Origin of the sequence: Streptomyces sp. CC224B, assembly GCF_030010595.1 — a bacterium.
GTDB lineage: Bacteria > Actinomycetota > Actinomycetes > Streptomycetales > Streptomycetaceae > Streptomyces > Streptomyces longispororuber.
Genome location: NZ_JASCXL010000078.1, coordinates 24,738 through 44,043 on the forward strand (window position 1 = coordinate 24,738; position 19,306 = coordinate 44,043).

Annotated in this window: 16 protein-coding genes; 13 read left to right on the plus strand and 3 right to left on the minus strand. The window is 73.2% G+C overall.

Translation table 11 applies throughout. The features are described from left to right. Positions 1–18 precede the first annotated feature (18 nt). Positions 19–1,620 (plus strand): FAD-binding oxidoreductase, encoded by a 1,602-nt coding sequence (locus QK440_RS27665; RefSeq protein ID WP_282795970.1) that lies wholly within the window; start codon positions 19–21, stop codon positions 1,618–1,620. 71 nt (positions 1,621–1,691) lie between these two features. Here QK440_RS27665 and QK440_RS27670 read toward each other — a convergent pair whose 3' ends face one another. Together QK440_RS27670 and QK440_RS27675 are read right to left on the minus strand one after the other, a co-directional pair. Beyond that, a complete protein-coding gene (locus QK440_RS27670) occupies positions 1,692–2,393 on the minus strand; it encodes a phosphatase PAP2 family protein (protein WP_282795954.1) in 702 nt (233 codons plus the stop codon). A 273-nt stretch (positions 2,394–2,666) separates the two neighbouring features. Then, the gene (locus QK440_RS27675; RefSeq protein ID WP_282795955.1) at positions 2,667–3,812 is read right to left on the minus strand and encodes an NlpC/P60 family protein; all 1,146 of its coding nucleotides are present in this window, start codon (positions 3,810–3,812) and stop codon (positions 2,667–2,669) included. 200 nt (positions 3,813–4,012) lie between these two features. Here QK440_RS27675 and QK440_RS27680 point away from each other — a divergent pair, with 200 nt between their 5' ends. The 8 genes from QK440_RS27680 (at position 4,013) to QK440_RS27715 (ending at position 14,437) form a co-directional block, all read left to right on the plus strand. Beyond that, positions 4,013–4,246, plus strand: coding sequence for a DUF397 domain-containing protein (locus tag QK440_RS27680; protein WP_282795956.1), 234 nt, complete (start codon positions 4,013–4,015; stop codon positions 4,244–4,246). A gap of 486 nt (positions 4,247–4,732) precedes the next feature. Continuing rightward, positions 4,733–6,586 carry a hypothetical protein gene (locus QK440_RS27685; protein WP_282795957.1) on the plus strand — a complete coding sequence of 618 codons (1,854 nt, stop codon included), beginning with the start codon at positions 4,733–4,735 and terminating at the stop codon, positions 6,584–6,586. A gap of 441 nt (positions 6,587–7,027) precedes the next feature. After that, on the plus strand, positions 7,028–7,336 hold the full coding sequence (locus tag QK440_RS27690) for a hypothetical protein (protein WP_030689133.1): 309 nt from the start codon (positions 7,028–7,030) through the stop codon (positions 7,334–7,336). Between the two features lie 192 nt (positions 7,337–7,528). Beyond that, entirely contained in the window at positions 7,529–8,368 is an 840-nt protein-coding gene (locus QK440_RS27695) for a hypothetical protein (RefSeq protein WP_282795958.1), read from the plus strand. Beyond that, positions 8,358–9,692, plus strand: coding sequence for a hypothetical protein (locus tag QK440_RS27700; protein ID WP_282795959.1), 1,335 nt, complete (start codon positions 8,358–8,360; stop codon positions 9,690–9,692). Before QK440_RS27695 ends, QK440_RS27700 begins: the two co-directional genes overlap by 11 nt. After that, positions 9,689–11,248 carry an SCO6880 family protein gene (locus QK440_RS27705; protein WP_282795960.1) on the plus strand — a complete coding sequence of 520 codons (1,560 nt, stop codon included), beginning with the start codon at positions 9,689–9,691 and terminating at the stop codon, positions 11,246–11,248. Before QK440_RS27700 ends, QK440_RS27705 begins: the two co-directional genes overlap by 4 nt. Positions 11,249–11,345: 97 nt before the next feature. Beyond that, positions 11,346–12,767 carry an ATP-binding protein gene (locus tag QK440_RS27710; RefSeq protein WP_282795961.1) on the plus strand — a complete coding sequence of 474 codons (1,422 nt, stop codon included), beginning with the start codon at positions 11,346–11,348 and terminating at the stop codon, positions 12,765–12,767. After that, a complete protein-coding gene (locus QK440_RS27715; RefSeq protein WP_282795962.1) occupies positions 12,767–14,437 on the plus strand; it encodes a type VI secretion protein in 1,671 nt (556 codons plus the stop codon). The genes QK440_RS27710 and QK440_RS27715 overlap by 1 nt, the downstream gene beginning before the upstream one ends. A 102-nt stretch (positions 14,438–14,539) precedes the next feature. Here QK440_RS27715 and QK440_RS27720 read toward each other — a convergent pair whose 3' ends face one another. Further along, a complete protein-coding gene (locus tag QK440_RS27720) occupies positions 14,540–15,088 on the minus strand; it encodes a GNAT family N-acetyltransferase (protein WP_282795963.1) in 549 nt (182 codons plus the stop codon). A 188-nt stretch (positions 15,089–15,276) separates the two neighbouring features. Between QK440_RS27720 and QK440_RS27725 the strand changes: the two genes are divergently transcribed. The 4 genes from QK440_RS27725 (at position 15,277) to QK440_RS27740 (ending at position 19,149) form a co-directional block, all read left to right on the plus strand. Next, complete coding sequence (locus tag QK440_RS27725; protein ID WP_282795964.1) at positions 15,277–16,254, plus strand: ATP-binding cassette domain-containing protein; 978 nt, start codon at positions 15,277–15,279, stop codon at positions 16,252–16,254. After that, entirely contained in the window at positions 16,251–17,036 is a 786-nt protein-coding gene (locus QK440_RS27730) for an ABC transporter permease (RefSeq protein ID WP_282795965.1), read from the plus strand. Before QK440_RS27725 ends, QK440_RS27730 begins: the two co-directional genes overlap by 4 nt. Before the next feature lie 104 nt (positions 17,037–17,140). Then, positions 17,141–18,475: a histidine kinase gene (locus QK440_RS27735; RefSeq protein ID WP_282795966.1), complete on the plus strand. Its 1,335-nt coding sequence runs from the start codon at positions 17,141–17,143 to the stop codon at positions 18,473–18,475. Next, positions 18,472–19,149 carry a response regulator transcription factor gene (locus tag QK440_RS27740; protein WP_282795967.1) on the plus strand — a complete coding sequence of 226 codons (678 nt, stop codon included), beginning with the start codon at positions 18,472–18,474 and terminating at the stop codon, positions 19,147–19,149. Before QK440_RS27735 ends, QK440_RS27740 begins: the two co-directional genes overlap by 4 nt. Positions 19,150–19,306 lie beyond the last annotated feature (157 nt).

Sequence of the window (19,306 nt, forward strand, 5' to 3'; positions counted from 1 at the left end):
GGAGGTCACATGGCAGGGCTGGCACGACGCACGTTCATCGGCACGGCGGCGGCCGCGGTCGCGACGGCCGGCGCGGCCGCGTGCACCGGCGGGGGCGGCGGCGGGACACGGACGGCGAGCGGCGGCGCGTCGACCGCGGATGCCGCGGTGAGCGCCGGGGCAGCGGGTGGCACCACGCCGATACGCACGGCGGCCGCGTCGGCCGCCGCCAACCTCGGCGCCCTGGCCCGCGACCTGGACGGCTCCCTGATCCGGCCGGACGACTCCCACTGGGCCACGGCCCGCCAGTTGTACAACACCCGCTTCGACAGCCTGAAGCCGACGGCCGTCGCGTACGTCGCGCACGCCGACGACATCCGCACCACCCTGGCCTACGCCCGCGCCCACGACGTCCCCGTGGCGATCCGCAACGGCGGCCACTCCTACGCGGGCTGGTCCTCCGGCACCGGCCGTCTGATCGTCGACGTGTCCAAGCTGAACCGCACCCGCGTCTCCGGCTCCCGCGCCACCGTCGGCGGCGGCGCGAAGCTCATCGACGTCTACCGCGCGCTCGCCGCGAAGGGCGTCACCATCCCGGCGGGCTCCTGCCCCACGGTCGGCATCAGCGGCCTGACCCTCGGCGGCGGCCACGGCGTGGTCTCCCGCGCGTACGGCCTGACCTGCGACAGCCTCACCTCCGCCACGCTCGTCACCGCCGACGGGAAGCTGGTCACGGCGGACAGCTCCGCGCACAAGGACCTGTTCTGGGCGCTGCGCGGCGCGGGCAACGGCCAGTTCGGCGTCGTCACCGAGCTGACCTTCCGCACCCACGCGGCCCCGCGGGCCGTCTCCGCGTACCTGACCTGGCCGTGGTCGAAGGCCGCCGCCGTGGTGAAGGCCTGGCAGGCGTGGGGGCCTTCGCAGCCGGACGAGATCTGGTCGTCGCTGCACCTCGCGGCCGTGCCCGGCTCCACCCCGACCGTCTCCGTGGCCGCGTTCTCGCTGGGCACGTACGGCGCGTTGCAGAACGCCGTCGACCGCCTCGCCGACAAGGTGGGCGCGCCCGCGCGCGGCGTCTCCCTGAAGCGCCGGGGCTACGAGGAGGCGATGGAGGTGTACGCGGGCTGCTCGTCGTTCGCCACGGACGCCCAGTGCCACCTGCCCGGCAGAACGCCGGGCCGCACCCCGACCGGCGCGCTCGGCCGCGAGACGTACGCGGCCCGCTCGGACTTCTTCGACCGCTCGCTGTCCGCCGCCGGGATCCGGGCGCTGCTGGACCGGATCGAGCACGTGCGCGGCGAGCGCGGCACCGCGGGCAGCATCGCCCTGACCGCGCTCGGCGGGGCGATCAACCGCGTGGACCCGGCGGCCACGGCGTTCGTCCACCGCCGCTCGCGGATGCTCGCGCAGTACATCGTCTCCTGGCGGGCGGGGACCGCGGGCACCGGCGCCCAGGCCTGGCTGACGTCGGCCCACAGTGCGATGCGGCGGTACGCGTCGGGGGCGGCGTACCAGAACTACACCGACCCGACGCTCAGGAACTGGCGCGAGGCGTACTACGGCCCGGCGGCGCCACGGCTGAAGAAGGTGAAGGAGAAGTACGACCCGACGCGCTTCTTCACGTTCCCGCAGGCGCTGTAGGCGCCCGCGGGCGGGGGCGTGCGCCTGAGGCGGCGCCGTGGTGCGTCCGGGGGCGGGGTCCGCGGCGGTCGCTACGCGGCGAGGTCCTTCTCGTCGGTCCCCGCGGACTCCTGCTCGGGCAGGCTGGCGACGGGCTCCACGCCGCGGTTCCCGGCCCACACCAGGCGGGCGGTCGCGCGGGAGCGGCCGACCGCCTTGGCGAGCGGCGTGAGCAGCGCCATCGCGAGCGGGGAGAGCAGCAGGGCCACGGCCGTGCCGAGCGCGAAGCCGCCGATCACGTCGGTGGGGTAGTGCACGCCCATGAAGACGCGGCAGAAGCCCTCCAGGGCGGCCAGGGCGATCCCGGCGAAGCCGAACCTGCGGTTCGCGACGAACAGGCCCACGCCGATGGCCATGGCCAGGGTCGCGTGGTCGCTCACGAACGAGTAGTCGTTCTTGCCGTCGACCAGGACCTCCAGCCCCGGGTGGTCCCGGAAGGGGCGGGGGCGCTCCACGAAGTTCCGTATCGGCACGTTCACGAGGACGGCGACGCCTGCGGCGAGCGGCGCCCAGACGACGGCGGCGACGGACGAGGCCGCGTCGTCGAGCGTCCCGCGCCTGCGGGCGCCCCACCAGCACCACAGCACGAGCAGCACCAGGGCCAGCAGCAGGCCGTACTCGCCGACGAACTCCATGGTGCGGGCGAACCAGCCCGGGGAGTCCTCCGCCAGGCCGTTGATGTCGTAGAGCAGGCTGACGTCGGGGTTCGACCCGGTGGTGTCGAGTCCAGCCATGATGCCGCGGCCCCTTGTCTTCTCGCTCCTGGGCGCGTCGCCTGACGCGTCCTCCATCAACCCCCGTGGCCAGTGCGTGCTGTACCAGTCAAGCTGTTCCAACCAAGGGAACGCACGGTCCCCTTCTCTACGTTCCACTCTCCACCGAATGATCACTCAGACGTTATCGAAGAGAGACTCATCACCGCAGCTCAGGGGGGTGTTTCAGGGGAGCGTTCCAGCCAGTGCGGACGGCGCGTGCGCCGGGCGCACGCCTTCCGCTCCGGGCGCCGGTCAGACCTCGGTGCGCTCGGGCGACGAGGGGCCCGTGGAGCCCCCGGGCGTCGCCGACGGCTCTTCGGAGGGCCTGCGGGGCGGTGCACCACCCGCCTCGGCCGCCGCGTCCCGCCCCTTCTCGGACTCCTCGTCCCGCTCCTCGGGGGGCTCGCTGGGCACTGCTTTTGCGCCATCTTCGGTGACCCGGGTCGCGCCGAAGTAGTCAGGGGTGTCGATCGGGTCGAAGCGGATCTTCGCGCCGGGCCGGGGCGCGTTGATCATGTAACCGCCGCCCACATAGATACCGACGTGCCGGATGGCCCGGGGGTTGCTCAGGTCGTCGGAGAAGAACACGAGGTCGCCGGGGAGCAGTTCGTCCCGCTTCGGGTGCGGCCCCACGTTGTACTGGTCGTTGGCCACGCGCGGCAGGTCGATGCCCACACTGCGGTACGCGGCGAGCGTGAGCCCCGAGCAGTCGAACCGGCCGCCCTGCTCGGGCGTGCCGTTCCCGCCCCACAGGTACAGGGTCCCGAGCTTCTTCTGCGCGTAGTAGATGGCCCCCGCGGCCTGCTGCGAGGGATTGACCCGGCCGACGGGCCGCGCGAAGCTCTTCTCCAGCGTGGTAATGATCTTGACGTAGTTCTGCGTCTCCCGGTAAGGCGGCACGCCCCCGTACTTGATCACGGCGTACGCGCCCGCGTTGTACGCGGCGAGCATGTTCTTCGTCGGGTCGCCGGGCGCGTCCTTCACGTACTTGGCGAGCTCGCAGTCGTACGAGGCCGCGGACGGGATGGCGTCCTCCGGGTCCCACACGTCACGGTCGCCGTCCCCGTCCCCGTCGATGCCGTGCGTGGCCCAGGTCCCCGGGATGAACTGCGCTATCCCCTGCGCCCGCGCGGGACTCTTCGCGCGCGGGTTGAACCCGCTCTCCTGGTAGAGCTGCGCGGCGAGCAGGGCCGGGTTGATGGCCTTGCACAGGTTGCCCCACTTCTGCACGAGCCCCTGGTACGAGCTGGGCACGGCTCCCTTGGCGAGGCCGACGCTGCCGCCGGAGCCGTTGCCCGCGAGCGAGCCCGCGGCCACGAACGTCCCCACCACGAGCAGCATCAGGAAACCCAGCGACCCACCGAACGCGACGGCCGCCAACAACCACGTCTTACGCACCGTCAACCACCCCTCGCCGCCCGGGAGTCCGCCGCGCACAGTGTAGAGGCGGCACCTCCCGCCGGGGTGGATCATCCACAGGCCCGGACGGACACTCGAAGCCGCACTCCGACCGCACTCCCACCGCACTCCGACCGCACACTCCCACCGCACTCCGATCGCACGCCGACCGCACTCCGACCGCGAAGGAGGACCCGCCCGTGTCCCACCCGCCCCCGGACCTCCCCACCGACCTGGAGTGGATCCGCGCCGCCCCCGAGGACGCCGAGGGGCCGGGCCCCTGGATCGAGTACGCCTTCGGCCCCGGCGACACGGTCCACCTCCGCGAGACCAGCACCCCGGAGCAGGTCGTCACGACCACGCGCGCGAAATGGGAGGCGTTCGTGCTCGGCGTACAGGCGGGCGAGTTCGACCACTTCGTGGTGGACTGCTGAGACGGACGCGGACGCCGTCCCCCGCCTGCGCCCGGCCCGGCGGCCACGCGGACGTCGTCGCCGTCGTGCGGGCCTGGTGGACCGACCGCGGCGCCGCCGAGATGCGGGAACTGCGTACGAGACGTTCCTGCGGGCCGCCGCGGCGGCGGGGCGCACGCGGGTGCGGTCGGTGACCTCGCCCACGGACACGCGGTCCATCGCCTTCCACCGCGCGCACAGGGGCTACGACGGGCCGGGGCTCGACCGCGTCTGCTTTCTGCGGACGCTGGGCGTCCCGGAGCCCTGAAAACCGCCGCTTCCCTGTGGTTTCTGTGGCTTCTGTGCTCTCCGCGCTCCCCGAGGTGGCCATCCGGCCACGACACGGCCGGAAGCGTACCGTCACGGGCGATTGACGGAGCGCCAACTTTGCCGGACGGTAGGAGGGCCGGGGCGCGAGGGGACGCGCCCCCGCGGTGTTCTGCGTCCTACGGCTGGGGGGAGCCGACGATGGAACCCAACGACCCCGGAAACAGGCCCGCGCCCGAGGACCGGCGCCCGTCCGAGGACGGCACCGGGCCGCGCCCGGGCCCCGCGCCCGAGGACGCGGCGGCCCCGGCCGGCTTCGGCCCGCCCGTTCCCCCGCCGCCCGGTTACACCCCGGCCACACCAGGCCCACCAACCGCCGGGAGCCCCACGGGTCCCGCCACCGCCCCGTACACCGCGCCCCCGCCCCCGCCCTGCGGCCCGCCCGCGCCGGGCCCGGCGGCGTTCCCGCACGGGGCCGGAGCCGGGGGAGCGACGCCGCCCGCGCCTCCCACCCCCTACGGGCCCCCGGAGATCCTCGAACCGACGGCCGCCGCGCCCTCGCACCCCGCCGCCGCGCCGGAGCCGCTGCGGGCCGTCGCCGCCGGGCTGCTCAACCTCACCGGGCTCGGCCTCGGGTACGTCCTGCTCCGGGCCTGGCTGCCCGCCGCCCTGTGCTGGGCGGCGACCGCCGCGCTGCTCGCGACCGCGCTGCCCGCGGACGTGGACGGCGTCCCGGGCGGCGTCCTCGTCGGCTACCTCACCGTGCTCGTGCTCGCCGCCGCCGACGCGGTCCGCCGCGCCCGCCGCACGGCCATCGGCTGGACGCGGCTGCGCGCCCCGCTCGCGGCGGGGCTCGGCGTCGTCCTGCTCGCCGTCCCGGCCGGCGGCGCCTTCGCGTACGAGGCCGCGCAGGACGAAGCCGTGGAGGACATGCTCCTGGACCGGCTCGCCGAGGCCGACCGGCTCGTCGCGGCCCAGGACGGGCGGGACTTCACCGCAGCCGAGGACGACTACCGCTCCGCCCTGGACACCTACCGCGACCTCGTCCGCGACCACGAGGGCTCCCGCGCCGCCGACCGCGTGCCCGACCGCCTCCGCACGTACTACGAGTCCGTCGCCCGCCCCTACGCCGACCGCCGCTACTGCCAGGCCGTCCAGCCGCTCAAGTACCTGCGCACGCTGCCCGCCACCGTCGGCGAGGACCGCCTGGGCCGCTTCGCCACCTGGCCCGACGACCGGCTCGCGACCTCCTTGTACGCGTGCGGAGCGACCGCCCTGGACCGGGGCGACGGGACCCATCTGCGCGAGCTGATGACCACCTTCCCGGCCTCGGACGCCGCCGCGAAGGTCGTGCCCGCCCTCCGCGACGCCGTCGACGACCGCACCGCCGACCTCCGGGGGGCCGACCCCTGCGCGGCCACGGAGAAGCTGGAGCGGGTCCGGTCCGTCGCCGCCGGGCTGCCCGGCGGGGCCGGTACCGCCGTGGCCTCCGACGCCCGGCGCGCCGTCGAGACGGGCGCGTACGCCTGCGGCGTCGACCAGTTCGAGGACGGCCGGTTCACCGAGGCCGCCCAGCGGCTGCGCGACTTCGCCACCACGTACAAGGACAGCGGCAGGCGCGAGCGCGCCCGCACCATCGCCATCGCCGCCGAGGTCGCCGCCGAACGCCCCCAGGCGGGCCGCGGCCTGCCCGCCCAGCGCGGACCCGGCTCCGGCCAGGAGTTCGTCGTCAAGAACGACGGGCCGAGCCCCGTCGAGGTCCTGTTCACAGGACCGGCCACCGGCAGCGTCAAGCTCGGCCCCTGCGCGGGCTGCACCTCGTACTCCAGCAAGGCCGAGGGCCGCAGCAAGGCCTGCAAGGCCGACCGCGGCTACCCGCAGCGGACCCTGCGGCTGCCGCCCGGCGAGTACCACTTCCTCTACAAGCGCGGCGCGGGCGGCACCGGCCTGGTCCGCAACCACAGTGACGGCGCGAAGGTCCAGAGCGGCTACCGCTACACGGACTGCACGTACGTCGTCCGCGGCGGCGTCGGAGACTTCGACGGCCTGACGTAACCGGCCCGCCCCCCGGAAACCGCCCCCCGGAGACCGCCCCGCGCGGGCGCCCCGCAGAAGCCGGCGAAGCCACCGTGCGAGCCGTCGCAGGAGCTGACGCGGAAGCTGACGCGCCGTCGAACTGCGGTGTTGCACAGGGTGCTGAGGCGACGTCAGGGGCCACGCCTGTTCTTCATTGCCGGAGGTCACCCCGCGTGGTACACAGAGTGACCATACGTTCCTTCGTATACCGTTCTGCGCCACCGTGAGGGACGGCGGCGCGGAGGGCGTCCGGCGAAACGTACGAAGTCGGCCAACGAATGGCGACAAGGCGGCACCAGCCGGACTGATTGTCGGCGACAATGAGCTTCGCCCTCTGCGCAGAGCCGGCCACCACGGTGACCGGACGGGCAGGGGCGGGCAGAGGTACACGAACAACCCACTTGGGGCGGTGAGTTACACATGCTTATGGCAGCCGAGAAGGGCGACATCACCACCATCATCGGTGGGATCGCCCCCGACTGGGGTCCCTTCGGGAGCCTGGGCAACGAAGCGCGCGTGATGATCGAGGTCGTGATGGCGGTCGCGATCCTGCTGTGCCTCGGCATCGCGATCTGGGGCGCGGCGAAGCAGCGCATCGGAGCGACGGCACTGCGCGACACCTTCAGCGCGGAGCAGGGCAAGGGCCTGATCATCGCGGGCCTGACCGGTGTCTTCATCATCGGCTCGCTCGGCACGCTGTTCACCATCGTGTACGGCATGGCGGTCTGACCCCCGCCCCGCTCCCCTTCTCCCCCCGTCCCCCTTCTCTCCCCCGTCCGTCGTGCCCACCGGCTGAGGTTGCAACTCCCTGATGTCGAGTCACCACACCGCGCCCGCGCGGCGAGCAGCACGGCTACCGTCGTATCCGGCGCACCTGATGGACGTGGCGGTCAAGGAAGAGGTTGAGGGGGCGTACGCGGCATGAGCGATGACGATGACCTCTTCGGCGGCACCGGCGAGACCCGGACGCGGCTGCCCGAGCGCGGCGGGGCGGACGGCTACGGCCCCGGCCGCAGACCGGGCCGCCCCGGCGGCCGCGCCCCCTCCCGGAGCCTCGTCACCGTCGTCGGCGTGGTGGTCCTCCTCATCGCGGCCATCGCCTTCGCGAACCGGGACAATTCCTCGGACGACGGAGGCGGGGGCCGCGGCGACGGCAAGGGCACGGAGGCCGCCCCCACGGCCCCGACCGGCGAGAAGCCGGTGAGCGGCAGGAACGGGGGGATTCCGTCGGGGTTCGCGAAGAGTGAGCAGGGGGTGCAGAGCGCCACGGCCAACTACGCCGTGGCCCTCGGCTCCGCCGACATGTTCGACGAGGAGCAGCGCCACCGGATCGTCGACACGGTGTACACACCGCAGGCCGCCGCCACCCGGCGACCCGGCCTGGACAAGGTGTACAACAACAAGTCGTTCCTGAACAGGATCGGCCTGCGCGACGACGGTACGGCGCCGAGCGGCACGACGTTCATCTCCCGCATCATCCCCGTGGGCACCAAGGTGACCAAGTTCGACGGGAACTCGGCGACGGTCGAGATCTGGTACTCCTCGCTCTTCGGGCTCGCGGGCGAGGACACCAAGAACCCCGTGACGGAGAGCTGGTTCACCAACACCTACGACATGCGCTGGTCCGGCGGTGACTGGAAGGTCGCCGACTTCAAACAGCAGGACGGTCCCGTCCCGGTCGGGCGTGATCAACGGGCTTCCACGGCGGACGACATGGCGAAGGCCGTCGAGGAGTACGGAGGGTTCACCTATGCCCGGTAGCACCCGTCGTCGCGCCGTCACGCTCACAGCCACCGTGACGGCACTGCACACCGTCGTCCTGCTGCTCGCCACCCGCGCCTCGGCCGCGCCCGACGACGACCCCTGCGAACTCATCCGAGGCCCCGCCAAGAAGTACTGCGAACAAGGCGAGGGCCGCAGCGGTGGTGCCCGCAAGGCGCCGCCCGAGACGCCCGCTCTGGACAACCTCGACCCCCTCGCCTCCCTCGCCCGCGGGTTCGGGGACGCCGCCTCCTGGATCGTCAACAAGCTCACCGAGTACGTGAACGACACCGCCGCGGTCGACTTCACCAACGAGAAGTTCCTCCAGCAGTACGCCGTCGTCTTCGCCGCGTCGACGATCCTCACGCTCATCGTGTGGCTGCTCGCCGTCACCAAGCGGGCCGTGCGCGGCGTGCCGCTGCTCACCGCGCTGTCGGAGGCCATCGGCTTCCTGTGGCTGACGGTGCTCGCCTCCGCGTTCACGCCGCTGATCCTGTCCACCGTCGTGTCCGCGACGGACGGCGTGTCCGAGGTCCTCGCCAAGTCCGTGGGCGGTGACACCGACCAGTTCTTCGGCACGTTCTCGCAGGCCCTCGACAAGGGCACGGACATCGGCGGCGGCCCGATCATGCTGATCGTCGTGTCCGCCGTGTCGATCGCCGCCGCGGGCATCCTCTGCCTGGAGCTGGTGATCCGCGCCGCGATGCTCTACGTCGGCGCGCTGCTCGGCACGGTCGTGTACTCGGGCCTCGTCGACAAGAACACCTGGGGCCGCATCCGCCGCTGGGCCGGCCTGATGGTCGCGATCATCCTGGTGAAGCCCATCATCGTGATCGTCCTCGGCGTCGCGGGCGCCCTCCAGGGCGAGGACGGCCCCGACTCGCTGTCCGCCGTCGTCTCCGGGCTCTCGGTGATCCTGCTCGCCATCTTCGCGAGCGCCTCCATCTACCGGTTCATCCCCGGCTTCGGCGACGACATCATGGCGACCCGCAACAACCGCCTGATGCGCGGCGCCGAGAACCGCGCCGCCACGGCCCTCAACTCGCCCGCCGCCTGGGTCGCCCAGGGCATCCGCACCCACAGCTCCCGCCCCGGCGGCAAGGCGGGCGGCGGCAAGGCCGGCGGCGGCGACGCCCCGCCCCAGCCCGCCACCGCCAACGCCGTGGGCAGCGGCCTGTCCTCGCACGCCCACCGGCAGCCGGGCCCCGCACAGAACGGCGGCGGAAGCGCCCCCTCCGCCGTCCCCCCGCCCCGCACGAGCCCGTCCAGCACCCCGCACGCGGGCGACCGCGGTACGAACAGCACAGGAGGTGACGGGCGTTGACGACCCAGTCCCATGTGTCCCCACCGGTCACGCCCCGCCGCACCTATCTCATCGGCCGCGCCCGGCCGAACGCCATCATCGGCCGCAACCGCGAGACCGGCGAGATCGCCCTGATCATCGTCGGCGCGTTCCTCGGCATGATGTGCGGCATCCTCATTCCGTTCCTCGCCCCGCGCATCGTGCTGCTCGTCGGCTTCCCGATGCTCGCGATCGCGGCGGTGTACGTCCCGTACAAGGGCCGTACGTTCTACAAGTGGTACGAGATCAACCGCACCTACAAGCGGTCCCTGCGCCGCGGCACCGCCTACCGCTCCGCCGCCCCGGAGGCGGGCGTACGGCTCGACGGGCGCGAGGTGGAGATCGGCCCGCCGCCCGGCATCGGCCGCATCAGCTGGCTGGCCGCGCCCTTCGGCCCCGACGAGATCGCCGTACTCCTGCACGCCGACCGGCGCACCGTCACCGCGGCCATAGAGATCGAGGGCCCCGGCGTCGGCCTGCGCGACAGCGAGGACCAGGAAGCCCTCGTCGACCGCTTCGGCACCCTGCTCAAGCACGTCGCCAACGGCGACGGCTTCGTGACGCGGCTCCAGATGCTCGCCCGTACGCTGCCCGCCGACCCCGACGCGCACGCCAAGGACGTGGCCGCCCGCGGCGACGACCGCTCCCAGCCCTGGCTCCAGCACAGCTACGACCAGCTCCAGTCGATGGTGTCCACCAGCAGCGAGCAGCACCGCGCCTACCTCGTCGCGTGCATGCACTACTCGCGCGAACTGGCCGCCGAGGCCCAGGCCATGGCCCGCGCCGCCCGCTCCGGCGGCGCCCGCAAGGTCGACCGGGACGCCGGGCTCGCCGTGGTCATGGCCCGCGAGCTCACCGACATCTGCTCGCGCCTGCAGGAGGCGGACATCCGGGTGCGCCAGCCGCTCGGCCAGGGCCGCCTCGCCTCGCTGATCCACTCCATGTACGACCCGGACCACCCCATCGACCACATCCAGGCGATGACGAAACGTAATGCCTGGCCCGCCGAGCTGGACGCGATGGAGCCGACGTACCTCCAGGCGAAGACCCGCGAGTCCGCGACCCGCGCCCCCTGGTGCCACGCCACGGCCTGGATCAAGGAGTGGCCGATGACGCCCGTCGGCGTCAACTTCCTCGCGCCGCTCCTCGTCCACACCCCGGACGTGATCCGCACGGTCGCCGTCACCATGGACCTGGAGCCCACCGAGATCGCCATCGAGCGGATGCTCACGGAGAAGACCAACGACGAGGCCGAGGCCAGCCGCCAGGCCAAGATGAACCGCACCGTCGACCCCCGTGACGTCGCCTCGCACTCCCGCCTCGACCAGCGCGGCGAGGACCTCGCGAGCGGCGCCGCCGGCGTCAACCTCGTCGGCTACATCACGGTGTCCTCCCGCTCCCCCGAGGCCCTCGCCCGCGACAAGCGCACGATAAGGGCGTCCGCCGGCAAGTCGTATCTGAAGCTGGAGTGGTGCGACCGCGAGCACCACCGGGCGTTTGTGAACACGCTGCCGTTCGCGACCGGCATCCGCCGATGACCCGCGACGGCGCACGGCCGCGACAGCGGCGCCACCGCGCGCGGCCACCGCACGACGGGTCGACGACCAGGCCAACGGTTAAGGGTGTGAAGGTGCGATGCGGGATCCGCTGACCGTCCTCACGGACGCGTTCACCTCGTTCCTGTTCGGGAAGGTCGAGACCACACGGCTGCCGGTGCGTACGTCGACCGGGCAGGCCCAGGCGGTCTACCTGCCGACGGCCGCGCCCGGCCTCGGCGACTCCGGCGTGATCATCGGCCGCGAGGTGTACTCCGGCAAGGGCTACATCTACGACCCGTTCCAGCTCTACGGCCAGCAGCTCCCGGCCCCCCACTGGCTGGTCCTCGGCGAGTCCGGCAACGGCAAGTCCGCGCTCGAGAAGACGTACGTCCTCAGGCAGCTCCGCTTCAAGGACCGCCAGGTCGTCGTCCTGGACGCGCAGGGCGAGGACGGCGTCGGCGAGTGGAACCTCATCGCTCAGGAGCTGGGCATCACACCCGTCCGGCTCGACCCGACGGCCGCCCTGGACATGGGCATCCGCCTCAACCCGCTGGACCCGGCGATCACCACCACCGGCCAGCTCGCCCTCCTGCGCACCATCATCGAGGTCGCGATGGGCCACGGCCTGGACGAGCGCTCCGGCTTCGCGCTGAAGGTCGCGCACGCGTTCGTCAACGAGACCATCGTCGACCGCCAGCCCGTCCTCACCGACATCGTCGAGCAGCTGCGCCACCCCGAAGCGCGGTCGGCCGAGTCCATGAACGTGGCCATAGACGACGTACGCGCCTGGGGCCTGGACGTGGCCCTGGTCCTCGACCGCCTGGTGGACGGCGACCTGCGCGGCATGTTCGACGGGCCCACCACGGTCGGCATCGACCTGGACGCCCCGCTCACCGTCTTCGACCTCTCCCACATCGACCGCAACTCCATCGCCATGCCCATCCTCATGGCGATCGTCGGCGTCTGGCTGGAGCACACCTGGATCCGCCCCGACCGGAAGAAGCGCATCTTCCTGGTCGAGGAGGCCTGGCACATCATCAACAGCCCCTTCGTGGCGCAGCTCTTCCAGCGCCTGCTGAAGTTCGGCCGCCGCCTCGGCCTGTCCTTCGTGGCGGTGGTCCACCACCTCTCGGACGTGGTCGACGGCGCGGCGGCGAAGGAGGCGGCGGCCATCCTCAAGATGGCCTCCACCCGCACCATCTACGCCCAGAAGGCGGACGAGGCACGCGCCACGGGCCGCGTCCTCGGCCTGCCCCGCTGGGCCGTCGAGATCATCCCCACCCTGACCCCCGGCATCGCCGTCTGGGACGTCAACGGCAACGTCCAGGTGGTCAAGCACCTCGTCACGGAAACGGAACGCCCCCTGGTCTTCACCGACCGCGCCATGACCGAGTCCGCGAGCGACCGGCTCGCCGACGACGCCCTGGCCGCGGCCGAACGGGAGGCGGAGGAAAGGGCGGCGTACATGGAACGGCAGATGGGCGACGGCCCGGCGGGCTCCCGGTCGACGGTGGCCTGATGGAGCGGGACCGCTACCCGGACCGGCACGGGCGCGCGTACCAGGACCGGCGCGAGCGCGGCGTCCCCGACGCCCTGCTGGTGGGCGTCCTCGTCTTCGTGCTCGGCATGGTCGTCCTCATGTGGTCGGCGACCGGCATCGCCGCCCTGTGGGCCCACGGCTCCTGGCCGGACCACGTCACGTTCAACAACACCCCGCCCGCCGTCCGCCACCTCATCCAGGAGCCCCACGACATCGCGGGCGCCTGGCCCGCCACCCCCCGCGACCAGCTCTCTGGCTACGGCCTGTTCTGGGGCTTCGTCATAGGCCAGGTGATGGTCCTCATCGTCCTGGCCATCTTCGTCCTGGGCACGGTGACCCGCTTCCGAGCCGTACGAAGAGCCCAACGCACAGGCACCCCCCTCCAGAAACAGCCCCCACCCGCCACGCCCGCACCTACGCCCCCCGCTACTCCCCCTACGGACAAGCACCCCACACCGGCCCCGCCCACGGACGAGCGCCCCGCGGCACCACCTGCTGTCGACGACCCGGCTGTCGGCGCCCCTGCTGCGGGCGACCCTGCTGTGGGCAGTCGTCCCGCGGGGCGATGGGGGTCCCCCCTGCTCGAGCGAAGCCGAGAGCTTGGGGGAGGGTGGGCACAGCCCGAGGTGCCCAGCACCGCTGTCACTGAGGCCTCCACTGCCACCGAGCCCATCGCACCCCCAGCCGGAGCGCCCAGCACCACGGTCACCTCGGCCTACGCGGCCGCAGGCCCCCTGTTCCTGGGCCCCCCGAACACCCGCCGCCCCCTCGCCGCCGAAACCCTCGCGGCAGCGGAATCCGCAGCAGTGGTCATCACCTCCGACCCCACCCTCTGGGAGGAGACCAAGGACGCCCGCGCCAAACTGGGCCCGGTCCTCGTCTACGACCCCTCCCACCTCTGCGACACCCCCGCCCGCCTCCACTGGTCCCCCACCGCCGGCTGCGAGGACAGGGCCACGGCCACCCACCGCGCCCGCGCCCTGCTGGCCCCCATCAGGCCCGGCGCCAAGCTGGACACCGCCGTGGCGGACACCGCCGAGACCCTGCTCAAGAGCTTCCTGCACGCCGCCGCCGTGGACGGCCGCTCCGTGAAGCACGTCCACCGCTGGGCCCAGGGCACCCAGGTCCAGGAGGCGGTCCGCGTCCTGCGCGCCCACCCCAAGGCCGCGTCGGGCGCCGCGGGTGAGCTGGAGTCGGCGCTCACCGCGCACCCCGAGCGCCGCGACATCGCCCAGGAACTGACGGCCCGCGCCCTGTCCGCCCTGTTCACGGTGAACGTACGGGAGTCCTGCACGCCCCACCGCGCGGACTCCGTCGGCCTGGATTCCTTCGTCGACGAAGGGGGCACGCTCTTCGTGGTGGGCGAGGCTATCGAGGACCCCAAGACGAACCCCGGCGCGATGCCGCTGCTCACGGCGCTCGCCTCCAGCGTGGTCGAGCGCGGCCGGCGCATGGCCGAACGGTCATCCTCCGGTCGCCTCGACCCACCACTGACCCTCGTCCTCGAGGACGTCGCCGCCGTGGCCCCGCTGCCCGAGCTGCCGGAGCTGCTCACCACCGGGGCCGACCAGGGCATGCCCACGCTCGCCTTGATCCGCTCCCGCGAACAGGGCCGGGCCCGCTGGCCGAACGACGAACTGCCCGGCTGACCCGCCCGCCGGACGCAGCGCCCCGACCACCCGCCTGCCGGACGTAGAGCCCCGGCGGGGCCGACCCGCCCGCCAGCCCCGGAGCCCCGGCGGGCCCGGACGCTACGCCAGCACCATCTCGTACTCCAGCGCCGACGGATCCCCCGGCACCGGCACGGCCTCCCCGCTGCGGACGAAGCCGAACCGGCGGTAGAAGGCCTCGGCCCGCCCGTTCGCCTCGTGGACGAAGAGCCGCACCCGCTCGACCCCGGCCCCCTCCGGCGCCCGCGCCCACTCCACCGCCGCCTGGAACAACGCCTCGGTCAACCCCGTGCCCCGGTGCTCGGGGCGCACGTACACCCCCACCAGGTGCGCCTGCGGCACCGTGCCGCCGGGCCCGAGGACGCTGCCCGCGCCGGGCTCCTCGACCAGCACGGTGACCGACCCCGCCCACCCGCCGTCCGGGCCCTCCGCGATGAACTGCCGCACCGTCCCGCCCGGCCCGGCGGCACCCGCCGTCCGGTCCTTCCAGTACGCGTCGGGCTTCGCGACGGCGTTCTCGTAGGTCTCCAGGAACGCGATCGAGGCGGCGGGGTCCCGCAGCGCCAGCAACCGCAGCGCACGGACCTGCCGCCACTCGTCGCCGCGCACGGGTCGTATGAGGTGCTCCATACACTGATCTTGCGGGCCGCACCCGCCGCCCGCAACGCGTTTCCCGCCCGGCGGACACCCGCCCGCAAGGCTTCCGCCCGGCCTCCACCCGCCCAGGCCCCCGCCGTCGTACCCCGGTACTACGCCAGGCCCCGGCCCGGTCCCCCGGTCCGACGCGCCGGCTCCCGCCCCCGGGCCACCATCGACCCATGATCAGGGCTCACGCACTCACGAAACGCTACGGGGGCGGTCGCAAGCGCCCCAGGACGGCCGTGGACCACCTCAGCTTCGAGGTCCGCCCCGGCACCGTCACCGGCTTCCTCGGCCCCAACGGCGCGGGCAAGTCCACGACCATGCGCATGCTCCTCGGCCTGGACACCCCCACGAGTGGCCGGTGCACCGTCGGCGGCCGCGCCTACGCCACGCACAGCGCGCCCCTGACCGAGGTCGGCGCCCTCCTGGAGGCCCGCTCCCTGCACCCGGGCCGCTCCGCGTACCACCATCTGACGGCGCTCGCCCACACCCACGGCATCCCGCGCTCCCGCGTCGAGCACGTCCTCGGCGTGACCGGCCTCGCCGACGTCGCGGGCCGCCGCGTCAAGGGCTTCTCGCTCGGCATGGGCCAGCGCCTCGGCATCGCGGCGGCGCTCCTCGGCGACCCGGCGACGCTCGTCCTCGACGAGCCCGTCAACGGCCTCGACCCGGAGGGCGTCCTATGGATCCGCACCCTCCTCAAGACCCTGGCCGCGGAGGGCCGCACGGTCCTCGTCTCCTCCCACCTCATGAGCGAGACGGCCGTCACCGCCCACCACTTGATCATCATCGGCCGGGGCCGGCTGCTCGCCGACACCACGGTCGAGAGGTTCGTACGCGAGTCCGGCACCGGCTCCGTCAAGGTCGTGTCCCCGGAGGCGGCCCGCCTGGCCGAGCTGCTCGCGGGCCCCGGCGTCACCGTCGAGAGCGCCGCCCCCGGCACCCTCGACGTCCGCGGCGCCGACGCCGAGCACATCGGCCGCACCGCCGCCGCCCACGCCGTCCCCCTCTTCGAACTCACCCCGCACACCGCGTCGCTGGAGCAGGCCTTCATGGACCTCACGCACGAGGCGGTCGAGTACAGCACGCCGGGCGCCACACCCCGGGAGGCCGCCTCCCCGGACGCCACCGCGCGGGAAGGAGCAGCGGCATGACGACCACCGCCCCCGCCCCCACGCCCTACCGCATCACCCCGGCCCGTGTGCTGCGCTCGGAGTGGCACAAGCTGTGGACGCTGCGCACCACCTGGATCACCCTGTTCGCGGCGGCCGTCCTGGTCCTTGCGGTCGGCATCACCATGGGCAGCACGTACGACGGCGACGACTCCGACGTCGACACGGTCGTCTTCGTCCTCCTCGGCACCCAGCTCTCCCAGATCTGCCTCGCCGTCCTCGGCATCCTCGTCACGGCGGGCGAGTACGCGACGGGCATGATCCGCGCCTCGCTGACCGCCGTCCCGCGCCGGCTGCCCGTCCTGTGGTCGAAGGCGGCGGTGTTCACGGCGGTCGCGTTCGCGCTGTGCCTCGTCACGAACGTCGCCACCTTCCTCACGGCCCAGATCTGGCTGGCCGACACCGACAAGGAGCTGGCCCTGACCGACTCCGGCGTCCTCGGCGCCCTCGCGGGCAACGCGGCGGGCGTCACCCTGCTCGGCCTGATCGCCCTCGGCCTCGGCGCGCTGCTGCGGTCGGTGCCCGGCGGCATCGGGGCGTTCGTCGGCGCGGTCCTGGTCGTACCGGAGATCGTGTCGACGCTGCCGTTCGGCGGTGTGGACGCCGTCGTACGCCACTTCCCCGCCCAGGCGGCCACGTCGCTCGGCTCGCTCACCCGCGTCCAGGACACCCTCGCCCCGGGCCCGGCCCTGCTCACCCTCGTCCTGTGGGCCCTCACAACCCTGGCCGCGGCGTCGTTCCTGCTGCGACGCCGCGACGTGTGACCGAGACCGTACGCGTGACGCGAACCGTACGCACGACACGAACCGTGCACAGGACGCGGACCGTGAGCGGGCCCGGAACCGTAGGCCTGAAGGGAACCGTACGTGTGGACGAGGATGAGCCCGTGGCCCACGACCCGCACCCCCTCACCCAGCACGTCCAGCGCCTCGTCCAGCGGGTGCGCGCCGTCGACCGGCGCCGCCCGCTGGTCTGGGACCTGCTGGTGACCGGCTTCTTCGTCACGGCGGGCCTCATCGACTTCGCGGGCGGCGGCTGGCGCAACATCGCGCACAACACGGGCGTACCCGGCTGGCTCGTCCTGGTGACGACGCTCGGCCTGACGGTGCCGCTGCTGTGGCGGCGCCGCCGGCCGATGGCGGCCCTCGCCGTGATGGTGCTGTTCGGCACGGTCAACGGCGGCACGGGCGCGATGCTCCAGGTCGCGCTGGTACAGCTCATCGTCCTCTTCAACATCGCGCTGCGGCTGCCGCTCCGCACGCTGGGCCGGGCGGGCGCGCTGATGCTGGCGCCGCTCGTCGTCGGTACGGTGCGCTACCCGCGGGGCAGTTGGGACCAGCAGATCGTGCCGCAGGTGTGGGCGTACGCGCTGGTCGCGCTCCTCGGCATCGCCGTCCGCTCGCGGCAGGACTACACCCAGGCCCTGGTCGAGCGGGCCCACCGCCTGGAGGTCGAACGCGACCAGCAGGCCCAGCTCGCCGCGGCCGCCGAGCGCACCCGGATCGCCCGCGAGATGCACGACATCATCGGCCACAACCTGTCGGTGATCACGGGTCTCGCCGACGGCGGCAGGTACGCGGCGGCCAAGTCGCCCGAGCACGCCGCCAAGGCCCTCGACGCCATCGGTTCCACCAGCCGTCAGGCCCTGGCGGAGCTGCGCCGCCTCCTCGACGTGCTGCGCGACGACGTCCCGGAGGCGGCCGCGCTCACGCCGCAGCCGTCCCTGACGGACCTGGACCGCCTCGTGAACGGCGTACGGTCCGCGGGCCTGCCGGTCCGCACGGCGGTCCGGGGCCGCGCTGTGGCGCTGCCCCAGGGGCAGCAGCTCACGGTGTACCGGGTGGTGCAGGAGGCCCTGACGAACACGCTCAAGCACGGCGGCCCGGGAGCCACGGCCGCGGTCGACATCGCGTACGCGGAGGACGGCGTGACGGTCACGATCACGGACACGGGCTGCTCGGGCCGCACGGGCCGCTCGGGCCTCGCAGGGCACACGGGCCGCGCGGAACTCGCGGACCCCGCGGGCCACCCAGGCCCCGCGGGTCACTCAGGTCGCGGACTGACCGGCATGCAGGAGCGAACCTCCCTGTACGGCGGCACACTTGAGGCCGGCCCGCGGCCGCTCCCCGCGTCCGGCTGGCAGGTCCGCCTGCACCTCCCGAAGACCACCGCCCCGACCGCCCCGAAGGACACCGCTCGATGACCACCGTCCTCATCGTCGACGACCAGCCCTTGCAGCGCTTCGGCTTCCGCATGCTCCTTGAGAGCCAGGACGACATGACGGTGGTGGGCGAGGCCGGCAGCGGCACGGAAGCCGTCCGCCTGGTGGACCGACTGCGCCCGGACGTCGTCCTGATGGACATCCGCATGCCCGACATGGACGGCATCGAGGCCACCCGCCGCGTCGTCGTGTCGGGCAGCCCGTCCCGCGTCCTCATCCTCACGACGTTCGACCTGGACGAGTACGCGTACGCGGGCCTGCGCGCCGGGGCTTCGGGGTTCCTCATCAAGGACGCGCTGCCGGAGGAGCTCCTCTCGGGGATCCGCGCGGTGGCCTCGGGCGACGCGGTGGTCGCGCCGCGGCTCACCCGCCGTCTCCTGGAGGCCTTCGCCGAGCACCTGCCGGCCGGCGAGCACGGCGACACCCCCGGGGACCCGGCCGCACACCCCCGGCTGTCCTCCCTGACGGAGCGGGAGCGCCAGATCCTCACGGTCATCGGCCAGGGCTGGACGAACGCGGAGATAGCCACGCGTCTGCACCTGGCCGAGTCGACGGTGAAGACCCACGTGGGCCGCGTCCTGGCGAAAACGGGCGCCCGCGACCGCGTGCAGGCGGTGATCCTCGCGTACGACACCAAGCTGGTACGCCCCGCCTGACCCGGAACGGACATTCCCCGCGACCGGATACAGCAGAACAGCGGTACAACGCGAGAAAGCCCCCGTGCCAATGGCACGGGGGCTTTCTCTCAACAATAGTTCGGCGGCGTCCTACTCTCCCACAGGGTCCCCCCTGCAGTACCATCGGCGCTGAAAG